The sequence below is a fragment of the Tannerella forsythia genome, assembly GCF_003860135.1.
GTDB lineage: Bacteria > Bacteroidota > Bacteroidia > Bacteroidales > Tannerellaceae > Tannerella > Tannerella forsythia_A.
This window is the reverse complement of the sequence record NZ_RQYN01000013.1, coordinates 36,751-62,826: the sequence shown is the minus strand read 5'-3', so window position 1 is coordinate 62,826 and position 26,076 is coordinate 36,751. Positions and strand designations below refer to the sequence as shown.

At 48.3% G+C, this 26,076-nt stretch carries 24 protein-coding genes, 1 tRNA gene and 1 pseudogene; 12 read left to right on the top strand and 14 right to left on the bottom strand.

From position 1 onward, the window contains the following. Nucleotides 1-332: 332 nt before the first annotated feature. From ccsA to EII41_RS05285, 6 genes are all read right to left on the bottom strand, one after another. Nucleotides 333-1,112, bottom strand: a complete 780-nt coding sequence (ccsA, locus tag EII41_RS05310) for a cytochrome c biogenesis protein CcsA (protein WP_124789730.1) — start codon at nucleotides 1,110-1,112, stop codon at nucleotides 333-335. Then, nucleotides 1,109-2,371 carry a cytochrome c biogenesis protein ResB gene (locus EII41_RS05305; RefSeq protein WP_260425488.1) on the bottom strand — a complete coding sequence of 421 codons (1,263 nt, stop codon included), beginning with the start codon at nucleotides 2,369-2,371 and terminating at the stop codon, nucleotides 1,109-1,111. Before EII41_RS05305 ends, ccsA begins: the two co-directional genes overlap by 4 nt. A gap of 37 nt (nucleotides 2,372-2,408) precedes the next feature. Beyond that, entirely contained in the window at nucleotides 2,409-3,914 is a 1,506-nt protein-coding gene (gene nrfA / locus EII41_RS05300) for an ammonia-forming cytochrome c nitrite reductase (RefSeq protein ID WP_124789729.1), read from the bottom strand. Nucleotides 3,915-4,056: 142 nt separating this feature from the next. Continuing rightward, nucleotides 4,057-4,644: a cytochrome c nitrite reductase small subunit gene (nrfH, locus tag EII41_RS05295; RefSeq protein ID WP_124789728.1), complete on the bottom strand. Its 588-nt coding sequence runs from the start codon at nucleotides 4,642-4,644 to the stop codon at nucleotides 4,057-4,059. A gap of 358 nt (nucleotides 4,645-5,002) precedes the next feature. Then, the gene (locus tag EII41_RS05290) at nucleotides 5,003-6,439 is read right to left on the bottom strand and encodes a M56 family metallopeptidase (RefSeq protein ID WP_124789727.1); all 1,437 of its coding nucleotides are present in this window, start codon (nucleotides 6,437-6,439) and stop codon (nucleotides 5,003-5,005) included. Nucleotides 6,440-6,445: 6 nt separating this feature from the next. After that, complete coding sequence (locus EII41_RS05285; protein ID WP_124751508.1) at nucleotides 6,446-6,826, bottom strand: BlaI/MecI/CopY family transcriptional regulator; 381 nt, start codon at nucleotides 6,824-6,826, stop codon at nucleotides 6,446-6,448. 153 nt (nucleotides 6,827-6,979) lie between these two features. Between EII41_RS05285 and EII41_RS14110 the strand changes: the two genes are divergently transcribed. The 3 genes from EII41_RS14110 (at nucleotide 6,980) to EII41_RS05275 (ending at nucleotide 9,528) form a co-directional block, all read left to right on the top strand. Continuing rightward, nucleotides 6,980-7,123, top strand: coding sequence for a hypothetical protein (locus tag EII41_RS14110; protein WP_185711835.1), 144 nt, complete (start codon nucleotides 6,980-6,982; stop codon nucleotides 7,121-7,123). 135 nt (nucleotides 7,124-7,258) lie between these two features. Continuing rightward, nucleotides 7,259-8,905, top strand: coding sequence for a diphosphate--fructose-6-phosphate 1-phosphotransferase (locus EII41_RS05280; protein WP_124789726.1), 1,647 nt, complete (start codon nucleotides 7,259-7,261; stop codon nucleotides 8,903-8,905). A gap of 20 nt (nucleotides 8,906-8,925) precedes the next feature. After that, nucleotides 8,926-9,528 carry a riboflavin synthase gene (locus tag EII41_RS05275; protein WP_124789725.1) on the top strand — a complete coding sequence of 201 codons (603 nt, stop codon included), beginning with the start codon at nucleotides 8,926-8,928 and terminating at the stop codon, nucleotides 9,526-9,528. Nucleotides 9,529-9,551: 23 nt separating this feature from the next. Here the strand turns inward: EII41_RS05275 and EII41_RS05270 are convergent, their stop codons facing one another. Together EII41_RS05270 and EII41_RS05265 are read right to left on the bottom strand one after the other, a co-directional pair. After that, complete coding sequence (locus tag EII41_RS05270) at nucleotides 9,552-10,892, bottom strand: MATE family efflux transporter (RefSeq protein ID WP_124789724.1); 1,341 nt, start codon at nucleotides 10,890-10,892, stop codon at nucleotides 9,552-9,554. A 185-nt stretch (nucleotides 10,893-11,077) separates the two neighbouring features. Beyond that, nucleotides 11,078-11,155 (bottom strand) — tRNA-Pro (locus EII41_RS05265). Nucleotides 11,156-11,462: 307 nt separating this feature from the next. Here EII41_RS05265 and EII41_RS05260 point away from each other — a divergent pair. Further along, nucleotides 11,463-12,113 carry a BT1926 family outer membrane beta-barrel protein gene (locus tag EII41_RS05260; RefSeq protein WP_124789723.1) on the top strand — a complete coding sequence of 217 codons (651 nt, stop codon included), beginning with the start codon at nucleotides 11,463-11,465 and terminating at the stop codon, nucleotides 12,111-12,113. A gap of 432 nt (nucleotides 12,114-12,545) precedes the next feature. Here the strand turns inward: EII41_RS05260 and EII41_RS05255 are convergent, their stop codons facing one another. The 4 genes and pseudogenes from EII41_RS05255 to EII41_RS05240 form a co-directional block, all read right to left on the bottom strand. Further along, nucleotides 12,546-13,088, bottom strand: a complete 543-nt coding sequence (locus EII41_RS05255) for a DUF1858 domain-containing protein (RefSeq protein ID WP_124789722.1) — start codon at nucleotides 13,086-13,088, stop codon at nucleotides 12,546-12,548. After that, on the bottom strand, nucleotides 13,075-14,310 hold the full coding sequence (locus EII41_RS05250) for a DUF438 domain-containing protein (RefSeq protein WP_124789721.1): 1,236 nt from the start codon (nucleotides 14,308-14,310) through the stop codon (nucleotides 13,075-13,077). Before EII41_RS05250 ends, EII41_RS05255 begins: the two co-directional genes overlap by 14 nt. Before the next feature lie 57 nt (nucleotides 14,311-14,367). Continuing rightward, the gene (locus tag EII41_RS05245; protein ID WP_124789720.1) at nucleotides 14,368-14,697 is read right to left on the bottom strand and encodes a cupin domain-containing protein; all 330 of its coding nucleotides are present in this window, start codon (nucleotides 14,695-14,697) and stop codon (nucleotides 14,368-14,370) included. Nucleotides 14,698-14,907: 210 nt separating this feature from the next. Then, nucleotides 14,908-15,656: pseudogene (locus tag EII41_RS05240) on the bottom strand (ISAs1 family transposase); the annotation flags it as partial. A gap of 139 nt (nucleotides 15,657-15,795) precedes the next feature. On the opposite strand from EII41_RS05240, the gene EII41_RS05235 reads away from it, so the two are divergent. Further along, nucleotides 15,796-17,100 carry an anaerobic C4-dicarboxylate transporter family protein gene (locus tag EII41_RS05235; protein WP_124789719.1) on the top strand — a complete coding sequence of 435 codons (1,305 nt, stop codon included), beginning with the start codon at nucleotides 15,796-15,798 and terminating at the stop codon, nucleotides 17,098-17,100. 33 nt (nucleotides 17,101-17,133) lie between these two features. Here EII41_RS05235 and EII41_RS05230 read toward each other — a convergent pair whose 3' ends face one another. Both EII41_RS05230 and EII41_RS05225 read right to left on the bottom strand, forming a co-directional pair. Next, complete coding sequence (locus EII41_RS05230; protein WP_124789718.1) at nucleotides 17,134-18,075, bottom strand: ketopantoate reductase family protein; 942 nt, start codon at nucleotides 18,073-18,075, stop codon at nucleotides 17,134-17,136. 12 nt (nucleotides 18,076-18,087) lie between these two features. Beyond that, nucleotides 18,088-18,678 carry an anthranilate synthase component II gene (locus EII41_RS05225; RefSeq protein ID WP_124789717.1) on the bottom strand — a complete coding sequence of 197 codons (591 nt, stop codon included), beginning with the start codon at nucleotides 18,676-18,678 and terminating at the stop codon, nucleotides 18,088-18,090. Between the two features lie 58 nt (nucleotides 18,679-18,736). On the opposite strand from EII41_RS05225, the gene EII41_RS05220 reads away from it, so the two are divergent. The 7 genes from EII41_RS05220 to gltA all read left to right on the top strand — a co-directional run bounded on the left by EII41_RS05220 (nucleotide 18,737) and on the right by gltA (nucleotide 26,051). Next, nucleotides 18,737-19,558 carry a KilA-N domain-containing protein gene (locus EII41_RS05220; RefSeq protein ID WP_124751520.1) on the top strand — a complete coding sequence of 274 codons (822 nt, stop codon included), beginning with the start codon at nucleotides 18,737-18,739 and terminating at the stop codon, nucleotides 19,556-19,558. A gap of 1 nt (nucleotide 19,559) precedes the next feature. After that, nucleotides 19,560-20,528, top strand: coding sequence for an aminodeoxychorismate synthase component I (locus EII41_RS05215; protein ID WP_124789716.1), 969 nt, complete (start codon nucleotides 19,560-19,562; stop codon nucleotides 20,526-20,528). Nucleotides 20,529-20,555: 27 nt separating this feature from the next. Beyond that, nucleotides 20,556-21,155, top strand: coding sequence for an aminotransferase class IV (locus EII41_RS05210; RefSeq protein ID WP_124789715.1), 600 nt, complete (start codon nucleotides 20,556-20,558; stop codon nucleotides 21,153-21,155). 1,224 nt (nucleotides 21,156-22,379) lie between these two features. Then, entirely contained in the window at nucleotides 22,380-23,309 is a 930-nt protein-coding gene (locus EII41_RS05205; protein WP_124789714.1) for an RluA family pseudouridine synthase, read from the top strand. 57 nt (nucleotides 23,310-23,366) lie between these two features. After that, complete coding sequence (locus EII41_RS05200) at nucleotides 23,367-23,750, top strand: co-chaperone GroES family protein (protein ID WP_124751528.1); 384 nt, start codon at nucleotides 23,367-23,369, stop codon at nucleotides 23,748-23,750. A gap of 16 nt (nucleotides 23,751-23,766) precedes the next feature. Beyond that, nucleotides 23,767-24,579 (top strand): sulfide/dihydroorotate dehydrogenase-like FAD/NAD-binding protein, encoded by an 813-nt coding sequence (locus EII41_RS05195; protein WP_124751529.1) that lies wholly within the window; start codon nucleotides 23,767-23,769, stop codon nucleotides 24,577-24,579. Next, nucleotides 24,576-26,051 (top strand): NADPH-dependent glutamate synthase, encoded by a 1,476-nt coding sequence (gltA, locus tag EII41_RS05190; RefSeq protein ID WP_124789713.1) that lies wholly within the window; start codon nucleotides 24,576-24,578, stop codon nucleotides 26,049-26,051. The genes EII41_RS05195 and gltA overlap by 4 nt, the downstream gene beginning before the upstream one ends. The last annotated feature ends 25 nt before the right edge of the window (nucleotides 26,052-26,076 follow it).

Below are 26,076 nucleotides of genomic sequence, written 5' to 3'. Positions count from 1 at the left end.
GACATCCGGAACTTGTTCGGAGGGCTGAAGGCCTGAATTAAATTCATTCCTATTTCTTCTATTGCGGAATCTGGGTTAAAATAAAGCTCCTATCGCGTAATCTGGGTTTATCGGGCCAAGAAAAAGAAAAAGAAGAAGCCGGACGTTCCGTATCTTCAAAACCGCCGACCCGATACAGCCGGATGGCCGGGGCAACATCATAAGTCGGCCGAACGGCTCAAACAAGTCGGCGGACACAATGAGGCAGGTCGGTCTGTGCAATCCAACGCAGACTACCCTCTTTTATGTGAACATCGGAAAAGCACACGGAAGAAAATGTTTTTATATTCCGTTCATCCATACACATGAATGCTCCCTTGTGCCGCCGGCAGATAGTTCACCCCGATCCACGTTATCATCAGCAAAATAAACGACACGGGCAGCATCCATAAAGTCACACAAGGATGTGTTCGCCGTAGCCGCATATGGATATACACCAAATATGAAGCAGCAGTGACAAAAGCCCATGTCTCTTTGGGATCCCATGACCAGTAATGTCCCCATGCTTCTTTCGCCCAAATACATCCCATCAGCATACCGCACATCAGGAACCCGAATCCTACGTAAACCAGATTGTCCATCAAATGATATAAACGTTCTTCCGGGGCCCTTTTCTTCAGTTTGTTCAGTTGGATCAACGAAGCGATGGTGGCCGCACCAAGCATGGCATACGACAAGATATAAACCGTTACATGCGGCACAAACCAGTAACTTTGCAACGCCGGCATCAAATGCTTGGAATGAATCTCCGGCTTGAAAATATTGACGCACGTAAATACGATAGCCACTAACGCCGAGAAAGAAAGCAGCCATGGATATCGCCAATGCCGGTAGGTAAGATATCCCACAACCGAAAGAAAAAAAGCATACCACAGTCGGGTCTCGCCGAGGGTACGCAACGGCGGACGTTCCAACCCGATCCACAGACCGACAATAAACACCGTAAAAAAAGCGATTCCTGCAAGCATCAACAGATGGCTGATCCGTCTGTTACAAAAATAAACCAATACACCGGCCGAAGACCAGCAGAACATGGCCGGTAAGGCAAACCACAAAAATTCATTCCATGTCATGCGTTTTCTTCCTCCTTTCGCCTCGTCCTGTTCCCAAGCCACAGCATACATACCGATCCGGCCGCAAGCATCCCGATACCGATATAGATAGCAGGAAGCCAAGGATCATAAACGAGTTCGACCGTGGTAAAATTCGACATTTTTCCGGCGAGATTATCGTAACCATGCTGGTAAATCATCCATGCCCCGGCACGGTACGGCTTATTTACCTCCAATTGCGTATCGACCGCTCCTTCTCCTTTACGATACACCCGGATATCGGAAACGAAACGCTTCGGCTCGGGGCGTGTGACCGCAATGCAATAAGCGCTATCGAGATTCAGCACCATATACAGTTGAGAAACATTACCCGGACAAACCCAACCCGTCCGCCTCTCACCGGTCTGCGGATGATAGGCCGAAACATACGCCGCGGGCGAAGAACCCGGCATGTGTACTTCATGATACGTACTGTCGCTGTTACGTACGGCATCGTGAATATACGACTTCAGTTCGATTTCCCACCCGAAAAGCATACCTTTCGGACGCTTTACATCCAACGGTAAGAATTCCGGATGCTCTTCCGGCATACGGTTTCCCGTCTGCCGATCAATAACCGTCAAGCCGGGCGGATATTCCTCCATATAAAAATCATTCAGTTCGACGGCAATGGGCAGTTCCACCGGATGGTTGCGAGAGTCGGTAGCACGCCATTCGACCTCGCCTTCATAAATTTTCATCAGATAACGCTCCATATCGGCGGCTCCCAACCCGGACGCAAACAGCAGAAGCCACAATCCGATATGATTCAGATAAAATCCGTAATCACGCTTGCGAAAAGGAATCAGTCTCTTTACAATAAGTGCTCCCAGTGAAAGCAAAGTCGTCAGATAAACGAGAACGAACGGCCACGAGTGCGTCATCCGGTCAAAGCCCAATAGAGACGGCAGAGGCCGCTCTCCCGACAGAGGGCTTGAGGCCTGTGGCGTCAGCCCCATGATGATTCCCAATAGTAACAACGAAGCAATGAGAGTCACAGACAACGGTACGCCTGTAAACCATCCGAAAACGGGATTTCGGCGAAACACAGCCACCATCGCTACGATAACCACGATCCCGGCCCCCAGTATCAGATTCACGGGATAACGGAGTAGGTCAAAGGTGAACTCACCCGTTGTAAGTTGCAACAGCATACCCACAATGACAATACCCGCAACAAAGGCGATGCTTTCCCGATAACGCCAAGGGGGTTGCCACATCGTACGTGTATGGTGCTTCATCTACTTATCGGATTTTCACAACAACAAGGAGTCTGAATCAACTCACGGAAGCCAGCCGGTTTTTCTTACGGGCTTCTTCGATCCACTGAGGGACAATCTTATCAACGAATTTCGCTTTCTTAGCCTTCAATGCATCAGGATCGAGACCGATATAACGCTGCGCTTTTTCCTTCGTCGCAATATCCGGTATCGGTACTTCATCGGTATAGCCATGTTTCACCAACACCCTCGCCACGGCCAGACGTGCCTGCATGGCACGATCCAATCCGGCACTCAGGATACGGGTTACTTCCTGAGGTGCATGGAACGAAGCGCCATGAGAAGCGACTCCATAATCCCAGCGCCATTGGGACTGACGGATCAGCTTCAATACCGGCGCCATCTCCGCTTCGGTCGCTCCCACTTTCCAAGCATGCTCTGCTTCAAGATGCGCCCGCAACAGCTCTTCTTCAAGCCGGTTCCGTACTTCGTTAGCTTTCCGCTGACGGTCATATACATTCTGCCGCAACGTCTCTTCACTCTCCCTGTGACAGACCTGACACGTACGGTCGATATACTGCAACGGACTCGTAATATGATGATCGCTGTATTTAATGCCTCCCTCACTCGTGTAGGGCATGTGGCAGTCGGCACACGATATGCCTCGCTGGGCATGAATACCCTGCATAGCCAATTCGTAGTCGGGATGTTGTGCTTTCAGAATCGGCGCACGACTCAGGGTATGGATGTAATCGTAATATCCGGCCTCATCGTAGTACCGTTCGGCATCTTCCATGGTCATACCTCTATCCCACGGAAAAGTCAGGTATTTGTCGTCTCCTTTGAAGTAATATTCAACATGACATTGAGCGCATACGAGCGAACGCATCTCCTGCGGGGTCGCTTTGGCAATATCCATTCCTCTGCGTTCAAAGGCTTCGACTAATGCAGGACGTGAGATATGCAGGTTCATCGTTTTCGGATCGTGGCAGTCGCCGCATCCGATCGGATTCACAATTTCGCTTCCCATCTGACTCCAAGGGGTCTTATAGAAGTTCGCGATCCCTACCTCATGCATCATACGGGGAACATCCGGCCCCTTACACACCCAGCACGTAGACGGCTGAATGTCTTTCTCGCCATCCACACCCGGATTTCCCGTACGCAAGATATGAATCATATCTTCGATGGCATGTTTATGTCCGCGGGGCGAGTTATATTCGCGGGAAAATGCATACCCGGCCCAAAAGATAACCATGGCAGGACGTTCGGCAAGTACATCGACCGCGCGGCTGCCGTTAAACTCGGACACGAAACTCGTATCGGCCGTGCGAGTCCATGTATCGTACTCGCGCGGATAATTTTCACCCCAAATTTCGTTTCTTGCCTCGAAAGGACCGATTTCTACCTTCTTGTTATTATATAACGTGGCGATTTCCGCTCTCCGTTCGGTAATTGAGGCAGCCAACAGTCCGAGCATAAACACTCCGGCCATGACAACGAAAAAAATTACCCACCCTACGACGGGTTTACGTTTGATGATCTGTGTTAGCTTCTTAAACATATCCAATTTATTTTAAATGTTAACGATTCTTGATTATTATGTATCTGTCTGTAAGGAGTGGTTATTACCCCCTCATAAAGTAATACGGATCAAGTCCGCTCCCCTCCTACTCCTTTACTACTTCTGCTACCTTACTGCTTCTCTACTGCCTTTTCCTTCCCATCATTTCCTTCAGCCATTCGGGAACCGGAGATTTCGGCAACGGTACAATGGCATGGGGAGAAGCCGCCAGACTGCTCACCTTCGTATGAGGTATGTCGGTATGGCAGTCCCAGCAAGTCAACCCTTTGCCCTCCTTCGCTTCGGTATACGAAATCATCCCTGTCTTCACGAACTCCGTATTCAATTGCGTATGACAACGAATACAGTTGTTCATAATCACTTCGTAACTCTCTTCACGCGGCCGGATAGCCAAGGGTTCGGCCCTGAGCGTGAACACCGACGCGTGCAGCAAGCCGTCTTTCGCTTTGAAAGCATATTGTTTGAAGACATTGTCGTGCGGCACATGACAATCGTTACACGTAGCCCTGCGTCCGTGCGAACTGTGATCCCACGTCTGATAATAGGGAGTCATGATGTGGCAGTTGATGCACGCGGCCGGATCGTCCGAGAGGTAAACATGCACCCTCGACATATAAACGGCATATCCTCCCAGTCCTGTGATCACGCCTCCGAGAATGAAGAGCGGCAAGACAAACCAGTCCGGTATCATCGTCAAAAACTTTTTCATGGTGTACGCAGTTATTTTTTATTCTTTGTAATAATTCACACTCACTTGCACATACTTTTCTCATAAATCAGGCATCACATCCTTCGACTCCCCCTTTGATAACGTACCTTATCCGAAAAACGAAGAATAAAATCCCGAAGCCCTATTTCTTTTCTTTTTTTTTACAAAGATATATTACAAACAAACACAAAGATGTTAATTCTTATTTTTTAACAACAGATTTATATATCCGGCTTTCGGATGAAGCGATCGTCATTCACGTATTTACCCAAAAACATCTATCATTACACATAAAAAGCCGCCCCACAATCCCAACATTGTGAGGCAGCGTCTATCACTTCTTAAAGCAAACGAAACCTTATTTCGTTTGAAGCGAATCTTTCGCTTGAGGGTATCTGAAATTAATCGGAAGAGTATATTTTACTGCTACATTCTTTCCTCTTTGCTTACCGGGTTTCCAGTTCGGCATCGATTTGATCACCCTGATCGCTTCCGCATCCAAATCCGGATCAACACCTCTTACAATCTGAACATCCCGAATACTTCCATCCCGGCTTACAACAAACGCAGCGGTGACCCGTCCTTCTATTTTTTTCTCCTTAGCTTTGACGGGATACTTAAGATTGTCTCTAAGATATTCCATCAAACCACTCATTCCACCCAGAAATTCAGGCATTTCCTCCACCACCATAAACACCACGGTATCCTTAGGCGTTGTCGGCGCAGGTTTAGGTTTAGCGGTAGGCGCTTTCGTTTCACGAGGAGCGGGTGTTTCTGCTACCGTTTCAACGGGTGCGGCAACTTCCTGTCGAGGCGGAGCAACGACTTTTTCTACACTTTTTGCTTCGACGGGTTGGGCGGTCGGAGCAAAATAGCTAACTTTGACACTCGAAATCTCGTCGAACGGACGTGAGATTTCCGGGCGGGCGAAGGCAACAACAGTCGTAGCTGCCAACGGGAGTACAAGCGCGTACTTCAACCGTGCCCATGCATTCGATTTTTTTTGTAACATCATAGTGATACGTTTTTTGAGGTTATTACTGTGATTATAGCCGTTGGCCATAGAGTAGAGTCGTGTGCCGACGGCTTTTTTTATAAGCAATAATTGATAATGTTGCGCTTCGAACCCTGCGTCGAGGACGGATTTATCGGCCTCATATTCGTGCGTATTCCGCAAGTCGCGGTATACCATCCACGCGAAAGGGTTGAACCATTGCAAGATGACGAAAACATGCGCAGCCATCAGATCCCACGAGTGGCGGAGGCGGATATGCGCCGTTTCGTGTGCGATGATCGCAGCCCCGTCTTCGGTATAATCATCCTCGGAAAGCACAATATACTTCATCCAACTGAATGGAACTATGCGCGTGTCGGTGTGCAGAATCAGCCGGATATCGTTATTCAACACCATACGCTTTCCTTTATAGAGCAACCGCCATAACCGTAAGTAAGACACTGCCTGATAAAACACGCAAACAACGATGCCGATGAGATATAACGTAAAAATCGGTACAAAGACAGAATGCCAGACAGACGACTCAAATGGCGTCACAGTACCTGCGGAAAGAGCTGCGAGCGGTTGCTCAACGATCATTTCCGGCACCACATTCGCGCCTGTACGGAACGACAACGCACCGGCGAGTAGCGGTATCATCCACGACAGCGCCATGATAGCAAGTAGCGTGTAGCGATTGAGCCGATGAAACGTTTCACGGCTTAGCACCACGGTATAAAACAAATAGAATACCGCGAGGCACAACGCAGATTGCAGCGAATAAGAAAAAAATGCTCCCATGATACATCAAGATTTATTGCCTGCCGGCGGTGAGTTTTTTTCCACTTCACGGATCAAAGCCTTCAATTCTTCGACCGATATATTTTCGCTCTGCACAAGCGACGAAACGGCGTGCAGATACGAATTATCGAAATATTTACGGATGACACTCCGCAACGTACCGCGCCGATGCTCTTCCTTACTGATGACGGCGTAGTACTGATACGTATTCCCGAACGTCTTATGCGCCAGAAACCCTTTTTCTTCCAGCCCTCTCACAATGGTCGAGAGCGTATTGAAATGAGGCTTCGGAGCCGGATAAAAATCGAGTATTTCCCTGACAAACAACGCTCCTTTTTCCCAAAAAAAGAGCATCAATTCTTCTTCTTTAGCCGTTAACTTTTGCATACGTGTATCTTCATTGTTCAAATTACGGCCACAAATAACGAGATAATTTAGTTTTCAAACTAATTTTCATAGTTAAATATAACTAAAAGGAGTAGTTTCTCCGCATTTTCTTTCTTCTCTACTATCCAAAAGCACGTTAGCAAAGAAATCCCGATGTATAAAAACATCCTGAAAAACGTCCCCAAATTGGGGAAAATCTTCCAAAAGTACATGGATAAGGTGTCGGGACCTTCCGATCGTGTAGCACCGCAGAAAACAAATGATCGCAACCGGATTCTCTACCTCGCTGCAACATAACCGACAAAAAGGTCGCAAATGGATGAGCTACGCGAAAAAGGCCGACCTGTACGGTAGGCGGTTTGCGGAAAAATATTATCTTTGCGGACGCAAAAAACAAGAGACAAAAAGATTTACTAAAAAAAGCAATACATCATGACAAAGAGCGCATTACAAATTGAGCGGGCACACTATGTTCCCAAGATGCCCACCGCACTGAAAGGAGCCGTAAAGGCCGTAGATGGCGAATACACCGAATCGGTAGCCGATCAGGAAGATATCAAGAAATTGTTCCCGAACACGTACGGCATGCCGGTTGTGACGTTCGAGAAAAGCAACGAAAAGAAAGCGATGCCGCCGATCAACGTCGGTGTGATTTTGTCGGGCGGACAAGCGCCGGGCGGCCACAACGTGATTGCCGGACTGTTCGACGGACTGAAGTCGGGAAACAAAGATTCCCGTCTGTACGGATTTATTTTAGGCCCGAGCGGTCTGATCGAGCATAAATATATGGAGCTAACGGCCGATATCATCGACGAATACCGTAACACCGGAGGATTCGACATGATCGGTTCAGGACGTACGAAGCTGGAACAGAAAGAACAGTTCGACAAAGGATTAGAAATCCTGAAAGAGCTCGACATCAAGGCGCTCGTGATCATCGGTGGTGACGACTCGAATACGAATGCCTGCGTACTGGCGGAGTATTACAAATCGATCGGAGCCGGCGTACAAGTGATCGGCTGTCCGAAAACGATCGACGGCGACTTGAAAAATGAGCAGGTAGAAACGTCGTTCGGCTTCGATACGGCATGTAAGGTCTATTCGGAGGTGATCGGAAATATCCAGCGCGACTGTAACTCGGCACGTAAATACTGGCATTTCATCAAACTGATGGGACGCTCGGCCTCGCATATCGCTTTGGAATGTGCCCTGCAAACACACCCGAACGTCTGCATCATTTCGGAAGAAGTGGAAGCCAAAAACCAAACGCTCGACGATATCGTGAACCAGATCGCAACGGTTGTCCTCAAACGCTCGGAAGCCGGCAACAACTTCGGCACGGTGCTGATCCCCGAAGGACTGGTAGAATTTATCCCGGCCATGAAACGGCTGATCGCCGAACTGAACGATTTCCTCGCCAAGCACGAAACGGAATTCAAGATGATCAAGAAGAGCGAGCAGCGCAGCTACATCATCGCGAAGCTGACGAAAGAAAACTCGGAGCTGTATGCCAGCTTGCCCGAAGGCGTAGCCCGTCAGCTCACCCTCGAACGCGACCCGCACGGCAACGTACAGGTTTCGCTCATCGAAACAGAGAAACTACTGGCCGAGATGGTAGGTAACCGTCTGGCCGAATGGAAAGCGGAAGGAAAATATACCGGCAAATTCGCCACTCAGATGCACTTCTTCGGTTACGAAGGCCGTTGTGCCGCTCCGTCGAACTACGACGCCGACTATTGCTACTCGCTCGGATACGCGGCAGCCTGCCTGATTCATGCGGGTAAAACGGGTTATATGTCGTCGGTACGCAATACGACTGCATCGGCCGACCAATGGATTGCGGGCGGTATTCCGGTGACGATGATGATGAACATGGAGCGTCGTCACGGAGAAATGAAACCGGTGATTCAGAAAGCGCTCGTCAAACTCGAAGGCGCTCCGTTCAAAGCGTATGCCGCACGTCGCGAAGAGTGGGCATTGAGCACGGATTATGTCTACCCAGGTCCGATACAGTACTTCGGGCCGTCGAGCGTATGCGACCAACCGACGAAGACGTTGCAGCTGGAACAACAAAAATAATCATCCCACATTATATTATTATGTTTTCAGGAATCGTAGAAGAAGCCGCAACCGTCGTTGCGCTGGAGCAAGACAAGGGCAACCTGCATCTTACGCTGCATTGCTCGTTTGTCGACGAGTTGAAAATCGATCAGAGCATCTCGCACAACGGGGTGTGCCTGACCGTAGTGAAGAAAACGCCGGAGAGCTACACCGTAACGGCCATCAAAGAGACGCTCGAACGTTCGAATCTGGGGCTGCTCAAGGTGGGCGACAAGGTGAATCTGGAGCGCAGCATGCTGATGAACGGCCGGCTGGACGGACACATCGTGCAGGGGCACGTCGATCAGACCGCGATTTGCACACGCGTGACGGAAGCCGACGGCAGCTGGTACTACGCTTTCGAATATGAAATCGACCCGGCGATGGCCAAACAAGGATACATGACCGTCGAGAAAGGCTCCGTCTGTGTGAACGGCGTCAGTCTGACCGTCTGCAACTCACAGACCAACCGTTTTGAGGTAGCCATCATTCCCTATACGCACGATTATACGAACTTCGGGCAAATCGAGCAGGGAACGGTCGTGAACCTCGAATTCGACATCATCGGGAAATATCTCAGCAAACTGATGACATTTCAATAAAACGTAAGAAAAGAGAGGAGGAGTCAGGAAACGACCCTCCTCTTTTTCCATCGCCCCGTATGATAATAAATGTATGTGGCGACGAATCCGAGTGAGATACTCAGTACAATCGCCCACCAGATGCCTACGTGTCCCCACGCATGACTGAGACCGTAAGCTAACGGGATACGGATCAGCCAGAAGGTAACGATCGTCGTCACCATCGCAAACAGCGTATCACCGGCTCCGCGCATCACGCCGTTGAAGATCCCCAACGCTCCGTGAACCACCAGAAAACCTCCGAGAATCAACAGATACTCGTAACCGATGGCAATCACGTCCACATCGTGTGTAAAAGCCCGCATCATCGCTTTACCGAAGCAACATACGGCGACAAACACCATTGCGCAAAAGAGCAGATTAAACGTCAAGGCAAAACGTACGCCTTCACGTACACGGTCAAACCGTTGCGCGCCGATATTCTGTCCGCAAAAAGCAGCCAGAGCGCTGGAAACGGTCAGGAGCGCCTGCGTGATGAACGAATCGACCTTTCCGGCTGCCCCGTAGGCCGTCAACGTGTCGGTTCCGAACCGGTTGACAATCCCCAGAAGCGCCACCAGACCGATGGCGATGGAGACCTGCTGTATGCTCGTCGGGATACCGATACGCAACCCCTGCATAAAGAGTTTGGCGTCGAAGACCCAATCCCTCCGACGAATGGACAGCAACGGATGAAGCCGGTAGATGTATACCAATACAATACATACTCCAACACCCTGCGCCGCGACGGTCGCAAGAGCAGCTCCTTCAATCTCCCACCCGAACCCGATGATAAAAAGCAAATCGAACAGGATGTTCAGCACGGCGGTGATGAGGACGAAAACCATCGGACGCGCCGAATCACCCATGCTCCGCAAAACGGACGACATGCTGTGGAACGTAATAAACAGCACGGTCCCGCCCACATAAATACGAAAATAGCGGACGGCTTGCGGAATGACATCTTCAGGCGTGCGGGTCAGCCGAAAAAAATCTTCGGTAAATACGATACCGAACACCGACAGAAAAAGACCGGCAATCAGCGTGAAACCGCAAAACGACGAAAAAGCGCGCTGTACTTTCTCGTACTGCCGCGCCCCGAAATATTGCGAAACAATGACCGTGATACCGCTTCCTATACCGATCACGAACGAGATGATGAAATAGTAGATGAAAAACGAAGCCGAAACGGCCGCCAATGCCTCCTTGCCCAAAAACCGCCCGACGATGACACTGTCGGTAAGGTTATAAACTTGCTGAATCAGATTGCCGATAAGCAAGGGAAAAGCAAACGTCAAGATGACTTTCCAGACCGCCCCTTGCGTTAAATCGTGTTTCGGTTTCATGTCGTAAAAGTAGGAAAGATTGTCGAATCTGCCAAATGGCGAATGCCCGAACGAACGGCCAAAAAAGTTTTTTAGGGAAAAACAATCCCAAAAACCATCGCATCAGTATACCCGAAAAATCTATTTCGGGTATAAAAAAAGCCTCAAAAGTCTCTACTGCTATGACTTTTAAAGGCTTTTCCGGATGGTCGGGGTAGCAGGATTCGAACCTGCGACCCCCTGCTCCCAAAGCAGGTGCGCTAACCGGACTGCGCTACACCCCGAAATCAATACAATAAGTTGTTCTTTTTATTGCGGCTGCAAAAGTACAAAAAGAAATGAAGACCATCAAAAAAATAACGACACATTCATCGGGACAATGCAAAAAAGATGTTTTTTACTTCTTGTAAGCCGAATTCGATGGATGAAATAAAGTACTTCTTCCGTTGAAAGCCGCGTTCAACGATACAGCCTGGCCACATTCGACAAAGATCTATATTCTCAACAACAGCAATTTGGGTAAAAAAACAACGAAGTCATATTTTTTATGTAAGTTTGCCGCCGATTTTAATAACAAAGTTAAAAGAACAAATGAAAAAATTATTGATTGCAGCAGTAGCGTTAGTCTCTGCTTGGGGCGCAGTAAACGCGCAGGAATTTAAACCTGGAAAAGGGAGTGTAACCGCCGACTTGTCACTTTTCTCTAAAGGTATTTTCGCGACTGAAAGTCCCGTGATGCTTAACAGCGGCATGTTGAAAGGACGTTATTTCATCTCTGATGGGATGGCTTTGCGAGGTGCTTTCTCCTTAATGACTGACTCACAAAAAGACACATCGAACGAAGATGTGACGAACAAACAAAGCAAAAGTCAGATCGGCATGCGTTTCGGTGTGGAAAAACATTTCAGCGGTACGGACAGACTTTCTCCATATATCGGTGGTGATATGGGTATCGCATATCACACGAAATCTTCCTCTTCAGAACCTAAACATGGAGACAAGACCAAAGTAGAAGGACCGAGCACCTTTGGTTTTGCAATGGGATTATTCTTTGGTGCAGACTACTATTTTGTAAAAAATGTGTATCTGGGTGTAGAAGCCGGACTGGATTTTGGTACCGCATCGGTTGGTTCAGTAACTCACACTAGCGGTGGTACTTCTACCACAGGCCAGAAAGCAGGAAGCTCAAATGCTATTTCGGTAGGAGCCAATGCCGGATTTAAATTAGGTTTCGTATTCTAATCATTTCTCCTTTCTGATGTTTTGCAAATAAAGACCGTTTTTATTTCGCAAAACAACTGTTGCCCGAGATATCTACTCATATCCGGGCAACTTTTTTATAGATTCTACAGTAAAGCTATTAATCACCATCAAAAATGACGCGAGTTCGGAATCATCTTTATTAGAATAAGACTATCTGTTTAGTTTGTTGTATGGTTATCTATAAATAACTTCAGGTTTGTTGTCGTAAAAACAGTATGCACCTATAAATAAGATTAGATTCATGATGAAGTTATTGATTGATGTCTTGGGTGTACGAGTTTACCTGTGTTTTTCAGTATATCAATGAGGGCGTGCGCTTTGATACACCCTCTTGTTTTATTTAGAGAATGGGCCTATTTATTTCCGAGATGCTTGTAAGGATATCTGAACCGATACAATGTCGTTTGCTTTTTATTTCATCTCTCCTTCTTTCCGACAGATAAACGTCCGTACACCCCCGTCCTCCGGTTCGGTCATGGTTACGGCGAAGCCTTTCTTTTCGAGCAGTTCGATGAGCGGAACGGGTGGGAAAGGGGTGAGGAGTTCCATACATTCGCCGGTCTGCAAGCGGTCGGCTTCGTTCAGTACGAGTTCTTTCGGATGTTCTCCTTTTTCGAGCACGGGACGTACATCGAGGATAAAAGCGATTGCCGCGGGCGCTTTTCCGGTTAACGGCATACGGACGCTTCCGCTTTCGATCAATGCGCTTTCGCCCAAAGTGGATTGCCCTACCGCCTGACGCAGCGTATCAATCATCTCTATAATATTCGCGTTCCCTACGTTGGCCGCTTGTCGGAGCGAAGTAACTTGAGCAACCGTGCGGCGCAGGAGGGGATTCTTCAGCGCCGCGAAAGCGGGAGAGAACTGAAGGAGTGACTCCTCCAGTTCGGGATAATGCTTTAGCAGCTCGCCCACTTTCGTATCCGGCGTAATCGGCGGCTTATTTTTGAGCATAAGACAAGAGCCGTTGATCGCCTTCGAGACGGCGCAGTTGCGTAATATCTTGCGTTACTTCCACCACACCCAGATAGTCGCCGTTTTTGTTTCGCACGGCAGTATATTCGATGTAGATGAATCGTCCCATAAAATTCGAGAGCCAGAAAACGGCCTTGTTCTCTTTGCCGCTCTTGAAATCGGTCAGAATCTGTTCGACGATGTGTACGCTTCCGGGAGGATGACACATACGCACGTCGCGTCCGATGATTGAACGATTACGCTCAAAGACCCGATTGGGGCTGTGCGAGAAGAAACCGACTTTATCATTTTTATCGACGAACGTAATATCGACAGGTAAATGGATGAAGAGGGCTTCCAACTCTTCGAGGCTAAACAGCCCGGACGAGAGGCGGATGGCATCGGCCGAGACGTATTCCTGCTTCTCAATCTGTACGCCGTCGGGTCTCCACTCGTCGGAAGGATCGAACAGACAGTAACCGAATTCGGGCGTTTCCTGATAAATCTTATACCATTCTTCGTCGGTAAACGTGTCCATGGCCATGGGTAAGAGAATTTCTTCTTCCTTCATGATCATGCCGGAAATCATCTCGACCGCCGGATCAAGTACGAGCTGTACGGTCGAATTCAATTCCGCGGCGTTTTGGAAAGAACCGGCCAGCGCTTCGAAGGCGCCTTTAAGTAAAGAACGTATCTCGTCGTGCTTACCCCACATTACCTTGGGAGGTCCGGTGATTTGATGCTTTTCCAGATACGGAAACACGAGGTATTCTTTTCGTTTGTAATGCTTGTCGATGTCGGCCAGACTGTTGAAGACGGCACGCAGTTTCAAGGCATACTCGGCCGCTTGCGCGTCCGTCAGCTGTTCAACTTCGTTCTTCAGCACCCCGTACCGGTCGAGCTGTTCGCGGATGGCACGGTTCTCGCGCTTGAACGTGTCGACGGGATGTCCCGCAGGAATCGGCTTAGCGCCGCGCTGGTCGATACTTCCATCGAGTACGGCTGTATGCAGGTCGCAAAACGCGAGAATCTCATCCTCGCTCAACGCGCCACTTTCAATCAATTCCTGTTCCACTTCCACCACTTCGTTGTACGGAATCGAGCTCAGTACTTCTACGAGACGATTACGTAACGCCTCGGGGTTGTCTCCTTCGTGCAACCGAAGGAGTAAATGCCGCAACATCTCTTTGCGCTGCGACGAATTATTAATCAATTCACTCATGATTTTTCTTCGGATATTTAAACAGTTTCATATAATGCTCTGTGTCGAAAAGTTAAGTTACTCTTCGCCGCGGATCATCGTTAATAACATCTTGAAGCGCTCAATGGCTTTCAGTGCGTGCGGACGATGGGCCGGCATGATGATGCAGTCGCCTTTTTTCAAAATGTGCGGCGCACCATCGATGCGTATCTCGGCTTCACCGTCGAAGACTTGCACAAACGCGTCGAAGGGCGCCGTGTGCTCACTTAATCCCTGTCCTTTATCGAACGAGAAAATCGTGATGTTTCCCGCTCGGTTTTTTGTCACCTGTTTACTGATCACACCGCCTTGCGTGTAATCGACCGAAGCCTCAAGAGCTATCACGGTCGCTTTGTCGAAAGTTGTCATCGTATTTATTTTATGATTCGTTTTACAAGCGCAAAGATAGCTCGACCCTTACCCTGAAAATGTAACCTATGTGACAGTTGGGCGGATTTTTTTGCTTCATTCGTTCTCCTGTCTTTTTATGAGTGTTCTGTTTCGGAAATTACACAAAGATGTTTGCAAATACAAAAATAGACCAATAACTCCTACTTTTTAATACCATTGCAACAATGGCGTTCGCTTGTGCGAGGCATCGTGTCCGAAATAGACATCTAAACAGTGATGCAACTTGTTCTCTATCGCCCAATGCCCACGAATAGCCTGCTTCAATAAAGAAAGATCTGTCAATGACGAAATATAGTAGGCCACTTCTTCGCTCGTTTTGTCGCTCTTTTTATCCCTTCGTTTGCGTACAACTTTGTGTATCGAGCTCAAGCCTTTCCGGCGAGTTAATACCTCGTTGGCTTCTATCTCCAAGGGATTGAGAATACTTTGATAGAGACGTGTTTCTATGCGTCCATAAGATAGTTCCGTCTGCTCGTTAAGGAGGATATATTTCTGAAACAGAGGGCAGAAATAGGCTTCTATCTCTTGCAAGCTCAAACTTTAATTCGCTTTAACACACAATACATAGTCTCCACCTTTATCGATGATTTGTTCGGCAATGGCTGTTTGCGTGCCTATGGCATCAATGGAGACAACAGTCCCTCCCAAGTCAAGCACATCCAAGAGACTGATGCACCTGTTGAAGGTATCATGAGAGGACATGGTATACGGAAACCGCTAACCGATAAGCATTTCGCACAAAATTTTCAATTCTTCTTCGTATTCCTCGGCATAATCTTCAATCTCATACCAGGGGGTATTGCCTGAGAGAGTAGAGAGGAAAACGATCAGGAGTAAAAAGTCAAAAGGATAAACTTTTTACACTCTATCCGTGGGTCTGAGACCATGCAGAGACTTTCAAATAGAGAATGATACATAACTAACGGAGTTTTAACGACTATAAAAATACATAGAAAGCTGTTTTTAATGCGTCAGCCCTGTAGAAAATGTACATTCAGACATGCATATAAGCAAAATATCATGTACATTTGCGCTTTCGGATAGAAAAAGCATACGATGATTCTTCAGTTACTTATTGTATTGGCAGCAATTGTCATAGGAGCACGCAAAGGAGGGATCGGTCTGGGAGTTGCCGGCGGTCTAGGACTGGCGGTACTAACGTTCGGTTTCGGGCTTCGTCCGACCTCGCCCCCCATCGACGTGATGTTGATGATTGCCGCAGTTATTGCGGCGGCAAGCTGTATGCAGGCTGCGGGCGGGTTAGATCTGATGGTCAAATGGGCCGAGCGTCTACTGAGGCGTCATCCGCAACATATCACCCTGCTAAGTCCTTTTGTGACATATCTGTTCACGTTTCTTGCCGGCACGGGGCACGTCGCATACTCTGTACTGCCGGTGATTGCCGAAGTGGCGGCAGAGACCAAGATACGTCCGGAACGGCCGCTCGGCATCGCTGTTATCGCCTCGCAGCAGGCCATCACAGCCAGCCCCATCTCCGCCGCAACGGTAGCACTGTTGAGCATGTTGGCGGGATATGACATCACCTTAACTGACATTATGATGATCGCCGTTCCCTGTACACTGGCAGGGGTCTTGATCGGCGCCCTCTATTCGATGAAGATAGGGAAAGAGCTTGCGGACGATCCGGAGTATCAGCACCGGCTTGCAGCAGGTGCTTTCGAAAGAAGCCATCATCAAACACGCGAAGTCGGGAATCCCCGTGGAGCTTTGCTTTCGGTCGTTCTGTTCCTGCTGGCTACGGTCGGCATTGTCGTTTTCGGTTCGTCCGCAACATTGAGGCCCGTATTTCATACCGACGAAGGGACAGTCTCGATGCAAATGGCCCATATTATTGAGATTCTAATGCTTTCGGCTGCTGCCCTGATACTTATCGGGACTCGCACCGACGGGATTCGAGCCGTGCAAGGTTCAGTCTTTTCGGCAGGGATGCAGGCGGTCATCGCCATATTCGGTATCGCTTGGATGGGCGACACATTTATTTCGGGCAACATGGCCGCACTGAAAGGCGGCATCGAACAATATGTGACAACGATGCCATGGCTGTTCGGATTGGCGCTGTTCGTGATGTCCGTGCTGCTTTTTAGTCAAGCGGCTACCGTTCGTGCCATGCTTCCGCTCGGAATTGCATTGGGCCTGTCGCCGTGGATGCTGATCGCCTTGTTCCCGGCTGTCAACGGTTACTTCTTTATCCCGAATTACCCGACGGTAGTGGCAGCCATCAGCTTCGACCGCACCGGCACGACACGTATCGGAAAATATGTGCTAAATCATTCCTTTATGATTCCCGGACTGATCGCAACAGGCGTATCCGTCGGACTTGGCCTCTTGATCGTATTGTAACAAAGCCTGCGGGAACCAGTCTGCCGAACGTTTTTACACTCCGTTTTTCGCCCCTTTCTCTTTCGACAGAAGCGCCTCATAAATTTTACGATACGTCAGGACAGGGATTCCCATTCGTTCCCCTTCTCTAACGAGATATCCGCAAAGACTTTCGAGTTCCGTTTTTCCACCTGCCATAAAATCGCGGTGCATGGAAGTCGTTGTCGTCAAATCGTTTTTCCAGAAATGGTCGAGCACATGCTGACACATCTCCTCCGAAATATCGATACCGTTAGCTTGAGCCACTGCAATAGCTTCTCTGAGCAGTGAGCGGAACGTTTCCGCTTCTGTCTCGATCACCACTCGTGTAGGTTTGTCGAAATACGCAGTCGAACTCGCCGAAGCCGAAATCAAAATGTATTTCTTCCACACCTGATAAAGGATATCCTCCCGACATTCGCCGTTAATCCCTGCCGCTTGCAGGATCTCTTCCAACTCTTTTTCGCGCCGATGGCGACCGACAGGACTTCCGAAATACAGTTTCGGGTGTTCCAGTGCATTTTCAATCACACCCGCACCGGCTTTCATCGCCACGATATAAGTCAGCCCGCACCAGACCTCGTTATCGGGAACTACGGCAGCGATCCGCTCCCGTATATTCGCTCCGTTAAGCAGAGGTACGATGATCGTATTCTTATCGATGGCTGGCAGGAGGGAACGGATATTTTCCTCAAGATCGTAATCTTTCGTGCAGCAGAGGATATAGTCCGCCTTAATACCCAGCTCTTCCGCTTTATCCGATAATCCTTTGGGTCGAACGGTAAAATTTTCCCAGATCGATTGGATACGCAGGCCGTTCCGCTCAATCGCCTCCTTATGTTCACCACGGGCAATGAAATAAATGGCTACTTCTTCGCTTGTAGCGTAGGCCTGCGCCAATTTCCCTCCGTAGTAACCGCCAACGCCTCCCAGCCCAGAAATCAAGATATTTACCATAGAATAAATGTATTATAAAGATAAAATCCAATTATCAATCATATTTTTCCCCGCCGTCGTCATGATCGATTCGGGATGAAATTGAAGACCTCGAACAGGATAACAGCGATGACGGATAGCCATGATCAAACCCTTGTCATCTACGGCTGTCGTCAGTAATTCTTCGGGACAACTCTCTCGTTCGATGACCCAGGAATGATAGTGTCCGATCGGACTTCCATCCTCAACACCCCGGAACAGCAACTCGTCAGGTTCGGTAATAAGGAGAGCTGACCTGTGTCCGTGAAGCGGCTGGTCAAGCCTTGTCAGCCGCGCACCGAACACTTCGGCAATGGCCTGATGTCCGAGGCAGATGCCGAGTATCGGCGTATGCCTGTGTGTTTCTTCGATCAGGCGACAGAGTTTACCGGCCTCACCGGGAAGTCCCGGACCGGGCGAAAGCAAGATGCCTTTATACCCGGTGATACTCTCCGGAACAAGGCAGTCGTTCCGCACGATATCGAACGTGCAATGCCCGTTTTCTTCGACCATTTGCACAAGATTATACACAAACGAATCGTGATTGTCGACAATCAACAGATGTTTCGGTTCTATCGCTTCCACTGCGCAAAAGTAAAACTAAAACGTCTACAAGTCCAAGTTTTTTCAATATTTTTGCAACATGAAAATAACTTCTGGAATCATTGTCAAAGAGATTGTCATCAAGACTATGCAGAAAGATGGCATGGACTATATCTGTATTACGGATATTGCCCGGCAAAAAAATCCTGCCGAGCCAAAAGATGTCGTAAAAAACTGGATGCGACAGAAGAATACGTTAGAATACCTTGGTTTGTGGGAAAAATTGAACAACCCTCAATTTAAAGGGGTCGAATTCGACCCCCTTCTGGCAGATGCCGGTAGCAACGCATTTACGATGAGTCCCTCTCGATGGATTGAATTAACTGCATCTATAGGTATTATCACACAGAAAGGTGCCGGTGGAGGCACTTATGCTCAACATGATATTGCATTTAAGTTTGCAAGTTGGGTTTCGGTCGAGTTTGAACTATATTTGGTCAAAGAATTTCAACGACTTAAATCGGAGGAACAAAAACTATTAGGCTGGAGTGCGAAAAGAGAACTTGCCAAGATAAACTATCGTATTCATACAGATGCTATCAAACGGCATCTGATTCCCGAAAAGATTACTCCGACACAAACAAATATCATTTATGCAGAAGAAGCGGATGTGCTCAATGTTGCCATGTTTGGCATAACGGCTAAACGATGGCGAGAGATTAACCCCAAATTAAAAGGAAATATCCGTGATTATGCTACCATCAACGAACTGATTTGCCTCTCGAACATGGAAAATATCAATGCTGTTCTAATAAATGAGGGATTGCCACAGCACGAACGACTTATAAAACTAAATCAAATAGCGATTCAACAGATGCAAATACTGGAAAATTTAGAGGAACGAAAATATTTGAAAGAATAACATGAAAAAAGCGGAAGAAGTCATTCGGATGATGAATCAGGCAGGGGCTGAAGGAAGCCCGTTTGTTTTCGGGCTCAACTTTGAGCTGTGCCGGGGATTCTTTATCCCCAACCCACTCGAACAGCAGGATGTGCTTTTCGATTTTCAGGGTTTTTCGAATTGCCAACCGAAAACAACAGACTCCTCCAGCTATCGGTTTGATAAATACCCCGAAACGCAAACAGAATACGCTCGCCGTTTCTCCATCGTACGTGAAGGTCTGCTTCGGGGCGATTCCTTTCTGACCAATCTGACAGTCCAAACGCCCATCGAGACCAATCTATCTCCCGAGGAAATTTTTCATCGATCCGATGCCTTATATAAGGTATATGTTCCCGGCGCTTTTGTCTGCTTTTCTCCCGAGCGGTTTGTAAAAATAGAAGAAGGCAGCATCTCATCCAACCCGATGAAAGGTACGATCGATGCACGCATTCCCGACGCAGAGACAAAGATATTAAGTGATTACAAAGAACTTTCCGAACATTACACTATTGTCGACCTGATACGGAACGATCTATCCATGGTGGCCTCTCAGGTGCGGGTAGAACGATTCCGCTACATCGACCGTATCGAAACGTCGAATGGCCCCATCCTCGAAGTCAGCTCCGAGATAAAAGGAGACCTGCCGAGCGATTGGAAAGGTCGTTTGGGAGAGATTATTCGAACGCTCTTGCCTGCCGGTTCTATCTCCGGCGCTCCCAAAGAAGCGACTCTCAAGCTGATCAGGAAAGCGGAGGCAGCTCACCGTGGATTTTACACCGGCGTATCCGGCTATTTCGATGGCAGGAGTCTTGACTCTGCCGTGCTTATCCGTTTCATCGATCTGGAGAGTTCGCCGTATGTGTACCGCAGCGGAGGAGGAATTACCGTAAACAGCAAGATGGAAGACGAGTACGACGAGGTGGTAAAAAAAGTATATCTACCGTTTTAAACGACACAAGCCCACAAAACAAACACGATGGAATTTATCGAAACAATCGCTATCCGAGACGGTCGTGTGATCAATCGGGACGGTCATCTGAAACGAATGCGCGAAACAGCCGCACATTTCGGTTTCTCTTCACCTAATTTCCCTAACCTTGCACGCATCATGCCGCCTTCGCTGAAGTCCGGTCCGGTAAAGTGCAGACTGCTTTATGACCAGCTTATCCGCGACATCACTTTTGAGCTTTATACACCCAGAAAGATTACTTCCTTGATTGCCGTAAATGCCGACAAACTCGATTACGCTTTCAAATACGCCGACAGGAGAGTTCTGGAATATGAGGAATGGAAGCGCAAAGGCTTCGATGAGGTCGTCTTTTTAAAAGACGGCTTCCTCACCGATAGCTCCTTTTCCAACATCGTGCTCAGAAGAGGAAATGAATACATCACCCCGGAGACTTATCTTTTAAACGGAACCCAAAGACAACTTCTGCTAAAATCCGGCCGCATCAAAGAAGCTCCGGTACATATCACAACTCTGAAAGAATACGACGAACTCATCCTGATCAATGCCATGTTAAACCTTAAGAATGGTCTGCGTTTGCCCATCAGCGCCATTCATCTAATAGATTAACTCAAAAACGTTTTCTGCTTTTTTTCAAAATGGAGAGAAAGAGGAAGTACGAGATGGAGATCGTATACAGATAAACCCAAATTCCTCAAAAAGGTTTTTAGTAAAACTTCTATCGCACAATTTGCTGCAATTTCTTTTATATTTCTTAATTACATCACCAAAACGTTAATCTTTTATAAATAAATCGATATTATTTGCTTTTCGCACTCTCTTTTTATTTATTTGCAACCGAGACTTTGATTCTTTGAAATGTGATATATTTCAACTAATACCTTGACGGGTTTTGGAGGGAATAAAATATTGATATGTTACCTATGCCGCTTCTTATGGCGTATCTATGTGGTTTGTTTTTCTGACAAACTTATTTGACTTATTATTATACCCGGTTTTAATGATGATGATGAAAATATAATCCGGACAGCGGAATTTGTCCGCGAGATCGGTTTGGAAGTCATTAACATCCTGCCTTTTCATCGATTAGGAGAATCCAAATATCGTCAGTTAGGCCAAAAATATGTCTTCGATGAACAGGAAAGTCCCACCGAAGAACGAATGAAGCATCTGCAATCATTGATAAAAAGTAAAGACCTACTCTGTTATATTGGCTATAAAACTCCTTTCTAACAAACATCCAACATAAACAATTCCTTTTTTCTCAATCAGAAGTGGAGAAAAATCGGTGAGAACGTTTGACTTCCGGACACTGGTGGAAGACTTAGCGAGTTTCGCGGAGACTTTCGTGCCTCGTCGGAAATCTTAATGAACCATGCGGAGACTTCCGGACACCGACGGAAGACTTAGCGAGTTTCGCGGAGACCTCCGTGCCTCGTCGGAAATCTTAATGAACCGTGCGGAGACTTCCAGACACCGACGGAAGACTTAACGAGTTTCACGGAGACTTTCGTGCCTCGTCGGAAATCTTAATGAACCATGCGGAGACTTCCGGACACCAACCGAAGACTTAGCGAGTTTCACGGAGACTTTCGTGCCTCGTCGGAAATCTTAATAAACCGTGCGGAGACTTCCGGACATCGACGGAAGACTTAGCGAGTTTCGCGGAGACTTTCGTGCCTCGTCGGAAATCTTAATGAACCGTGCGGAGACTTCCGGAGAATACCGTTGCAACAAAGTCATTTTAACGCGCCAGCCTGTGACAAAAAACGCGATCTCCGCCCGATTCGCGGATAATTGCGTAACTTTGGCGGCTGTAAAATAAAAGTAAAGATGACATCACAACGGAAATATGGTCGTGGTAACCGCTTCTCGTCAAGCAACAAAACACTTCCGCGCGGACAGCGTGCAACGGTCAAACAAGACACCACGCTACTTCCTTACCTCTTCGACCTGCTTAAAGACCGCAGCAAAAGCTCGGTTAAAAGCCTGCTCAAACACGGGCAGATATGGGTAAACGGTAAAGTAAAAACACACTTCGACACCCCCTTGCGTCCGGGTGATGAGGTGTTGATCAGCCATGAACGCGCCAAGACAACGTTCAATAATCCTTATTTGCGTATTGTTTGGGAAGACGAATCGCTTATCGTCATTGAGAAGAAAGACGGTCTGTTGTCAGTTTCCGAATCACAAGCGCAAGAGCGCACCGCCTATGCCTTCCTGTCGGGCTATGTGCGCGAGCAAGATCCGCGTAATCGGGTATTCGTGCTTCATCGTTTAGATAAGGGCACTTCGGGGCTGATGATGTTCGCACGTAACAAAGGCGTACAGGAGAAACTGCGCAACGATTGGTCGACCATGATTACGCGCCGCTCGTACGTAGCCGTGGTCGAAGGCAGACCTGATCCTGCACAGGACAGGCTTGTCTCCTATCTGGCCGAAAACAGCCGTATGAAAGTGTTCTGCACCGATGCTTCGCGCGGCAAGGAGGCCGTAATGCAGTATCGCGTATTACAGAGCAACGACCGCTACTCGCTTGTGGAGTGCGAGTTGGAAACGGGTCGTAAGAATCAAATACGCGCCCAAATGGAAGAAGCCGGCTATCCGGTCGCCGGCGACCCGAAATACGGAGCAAAGACCGACCCGGCGCAACGCCTCATGCTACATGCTTTCCGGCTCTCGTTCATCCATCCGGTCACAGGACGTGAGGAGACTTTCGAAACACCTATCCCATCCACCTTTCGCGCACTGGTAAAGGATTAATTTGGCTTCTTTACATATAAATATTACTTTTGCGTCTGTTATAAAAAAAGAAAAGAAATGCAACTGTCAATAGACCATAAAGCGTTTGACAAGTTTTTGATGGTGGGAGATAAGGTATTGGTTAAACCCACCAATCCGCAGGTAAAAACCAAATCGGGTTTATTACTCCCTCCCTTAGTACAGGAAGGAGAAAAACTACAGACAGGCTACGTTATCCGTATTGGTCCGGGTTATCCTCTGCCCTTGCCCACCGACGAAGATGAGCCATGGAAGAAGAAAGACGAAAAAAGCTCTTATCTGCCTTTACAAGCCAAGGAAGGAGATCTGGCCGTCTATCTGCAAAGTTCGGCTTACGAGGTCAGCCTGAACGACGAGAAATACCTGATCCTTCCGCATTCGGCCATTCTAATGTTAGTCAGAGACAAAGAATTATTTGAATAACAAACGGAAAAATATCATGAACAAAATTGTAAGTAAAGAGTATTTTTCTCCTCACGTCGTAAAGCTGGAGGTGGAAGCGCCCTTGATTGCGCGTTCGCGTAAGGCTGGACACTTTGTGATTGTCCGTGTAGGCGAAAAGGGAGAACGCATTCCGCTGACGATTGCAGCCTCCGACACATCAAAAGGCACGATAACGTTGGTCGTTCAGGCCATCGGTCGTTCGTCCAAAAAATTGTGCGAGCTGAATGCCGGCGAATCGATTACGGATTTAGTCGGTCCATTAGGACAAGCCACCCATATCGAAAAAGTTGGAACGGTAGTCTGTGCCGGCGGAGGAGTCGGCGTTGCTCCCTTACTCCCTATCGTCGAAGCCTTTCATCGTGCCGGAAACCGCGTGATTGTCGTTTTGGCCGCACGAACGAAAGAGCTGGTCATCCTGGAAGAACAGATGCGTGCCTGCTCGGACGAAGTGCTGATCATGACGGACGACGGATCATACGGAACGAAAGGACTGGTAACGAACGGGGTCGAATCGGTAATCAACCGTGAACCCGTCAATTTATGTGTGACCATCGGCCCGGCCATCATGATGAAATTTGTCTCCGAACTGACCAAGAAATATCAGGTACCGACAGTGGCCTCGCTAAATACAATTATGGTCGACGGAACAGGCATGTGCGGCGCCTGCCGCGTGACAGTAGGCGGACAGACAAAGTTCGTCTGTGTAGACGGGCCTGAATTCGACGCACATCAGGTCGATTTCGACGAGATGATGATGCGTTTAAATGCCTATAAAGGAATCGATAAAAAACAACCGGAATCAGTATGACAACACAAGAACTCATTACGGTACGGCGTGCCGAACCTTGGAGAGAAGCCTTACGCAAAACGAAGAAAAACAAAGAGCGCACCGATATTCCGCGTGTACGGATGAATGAGCTTAATGCCGACTACCGTAGCGGTAATCATGAAGAAGTCAACCTCGGGCTTACGGCCGACGAAGCCATGCAAGAAGCACAGCGATGTCTCGACTGCCCCAATCCCACATGTATGAGCGGGTGTCCGGTCAGCATCAATATCCCTACGTTTATTAAATATATCGAAGCGGGTGATTTCTTGAAGGCCGCTCAGACGCTGAAAGAAACGAGCAGCCTGCCGGCTGTCTGCGGTCGTGTCTGCCCGCAAGAGAAACAGTGCGAGGCACAGTGTGTACATCTGAAAATGAAAAAAGAACCCGTAGCCATCGGTTATCTTGAACGCTTCGCGGCGGATTACGAACGTGAGAGTGGTCAGGCGTCGACTCCGGAGATGATGCCGGCCAACGGCATACGTATCGCCGTCGTCGGCTCCGGGCCTGCCGGACTTTCGTTTGCCGGCGATATGGCCAAGCGCGGATATGAGGTGACCGTGTTCGAAGCATTGCACGAGATCGGCGGTGTATTGAAATACGGGATACCGGAATTCCGTCTTCCTAACCAAATCGTCGAATTCGAAATCGACGGTCTGCGGCGCATGGGCGTTCACTTCATTACAAATTGCATCGTAGGAAAAACGATCAGCTACGATGATCTCCATGCCGACGGTTTCAAAGGGATTTTCGTGGCCAGTGGCGCCGGCTTGCCGAATTTTATGAATATCCCCGGCGAGAACCTGATCGGAGTCATGTCGTCGAACGAGTACCTGACTCGCGTCAATCTGATGCATGCGGCATCCGAAGATTCCGATACGCCGGTGTTGCAGGGTAAACGTGTGGCGGTGATCGGCGGAGGGAATACGGCGATGGACTCGGTACGTACGGCACGCCGTTTAGGTGCTTCGCGTGCCATGATCGTCTACCGTCGCAGCGAAGAAGAAATGCCGGCCCGACTGGAAGAAGTGAAGCATGCCAAAGAAGAAGGAATCGAATTTCTGACACTACATAACCCGATCGAGTATCTGGGTGACGAAAATGGGCGGGTGAAACAGATGCGCCTGCAGAAGATGGAGCTGGGAGAGCCCGATGCCTCCGGACGGCGCCGACCCGTAGCGATCGAAGGCGCTGTAGAAACGCTTGAAGTCGACGAGGTTATTGTCAGTGTAGGCGTATCCCCTAATCCATTAATCCCAAGAGCATTCGGAGGATTGGAGATCTCATCGAAAGGCACCATCATCGTTCATGAAGACGATATGCGTTCTTCTCTACCCGATGTATATGCCGGAGGCGATATCGTGCGTGGCGGAGCCACCGTCATCCTCGCCATGGGCGACGGTCGCAGGGCTGCCGCTGCCATGGATCGGGAACTCAGGCCTTCGAATGAATAACACCTAATGGCCAAAAGTGTTTAAA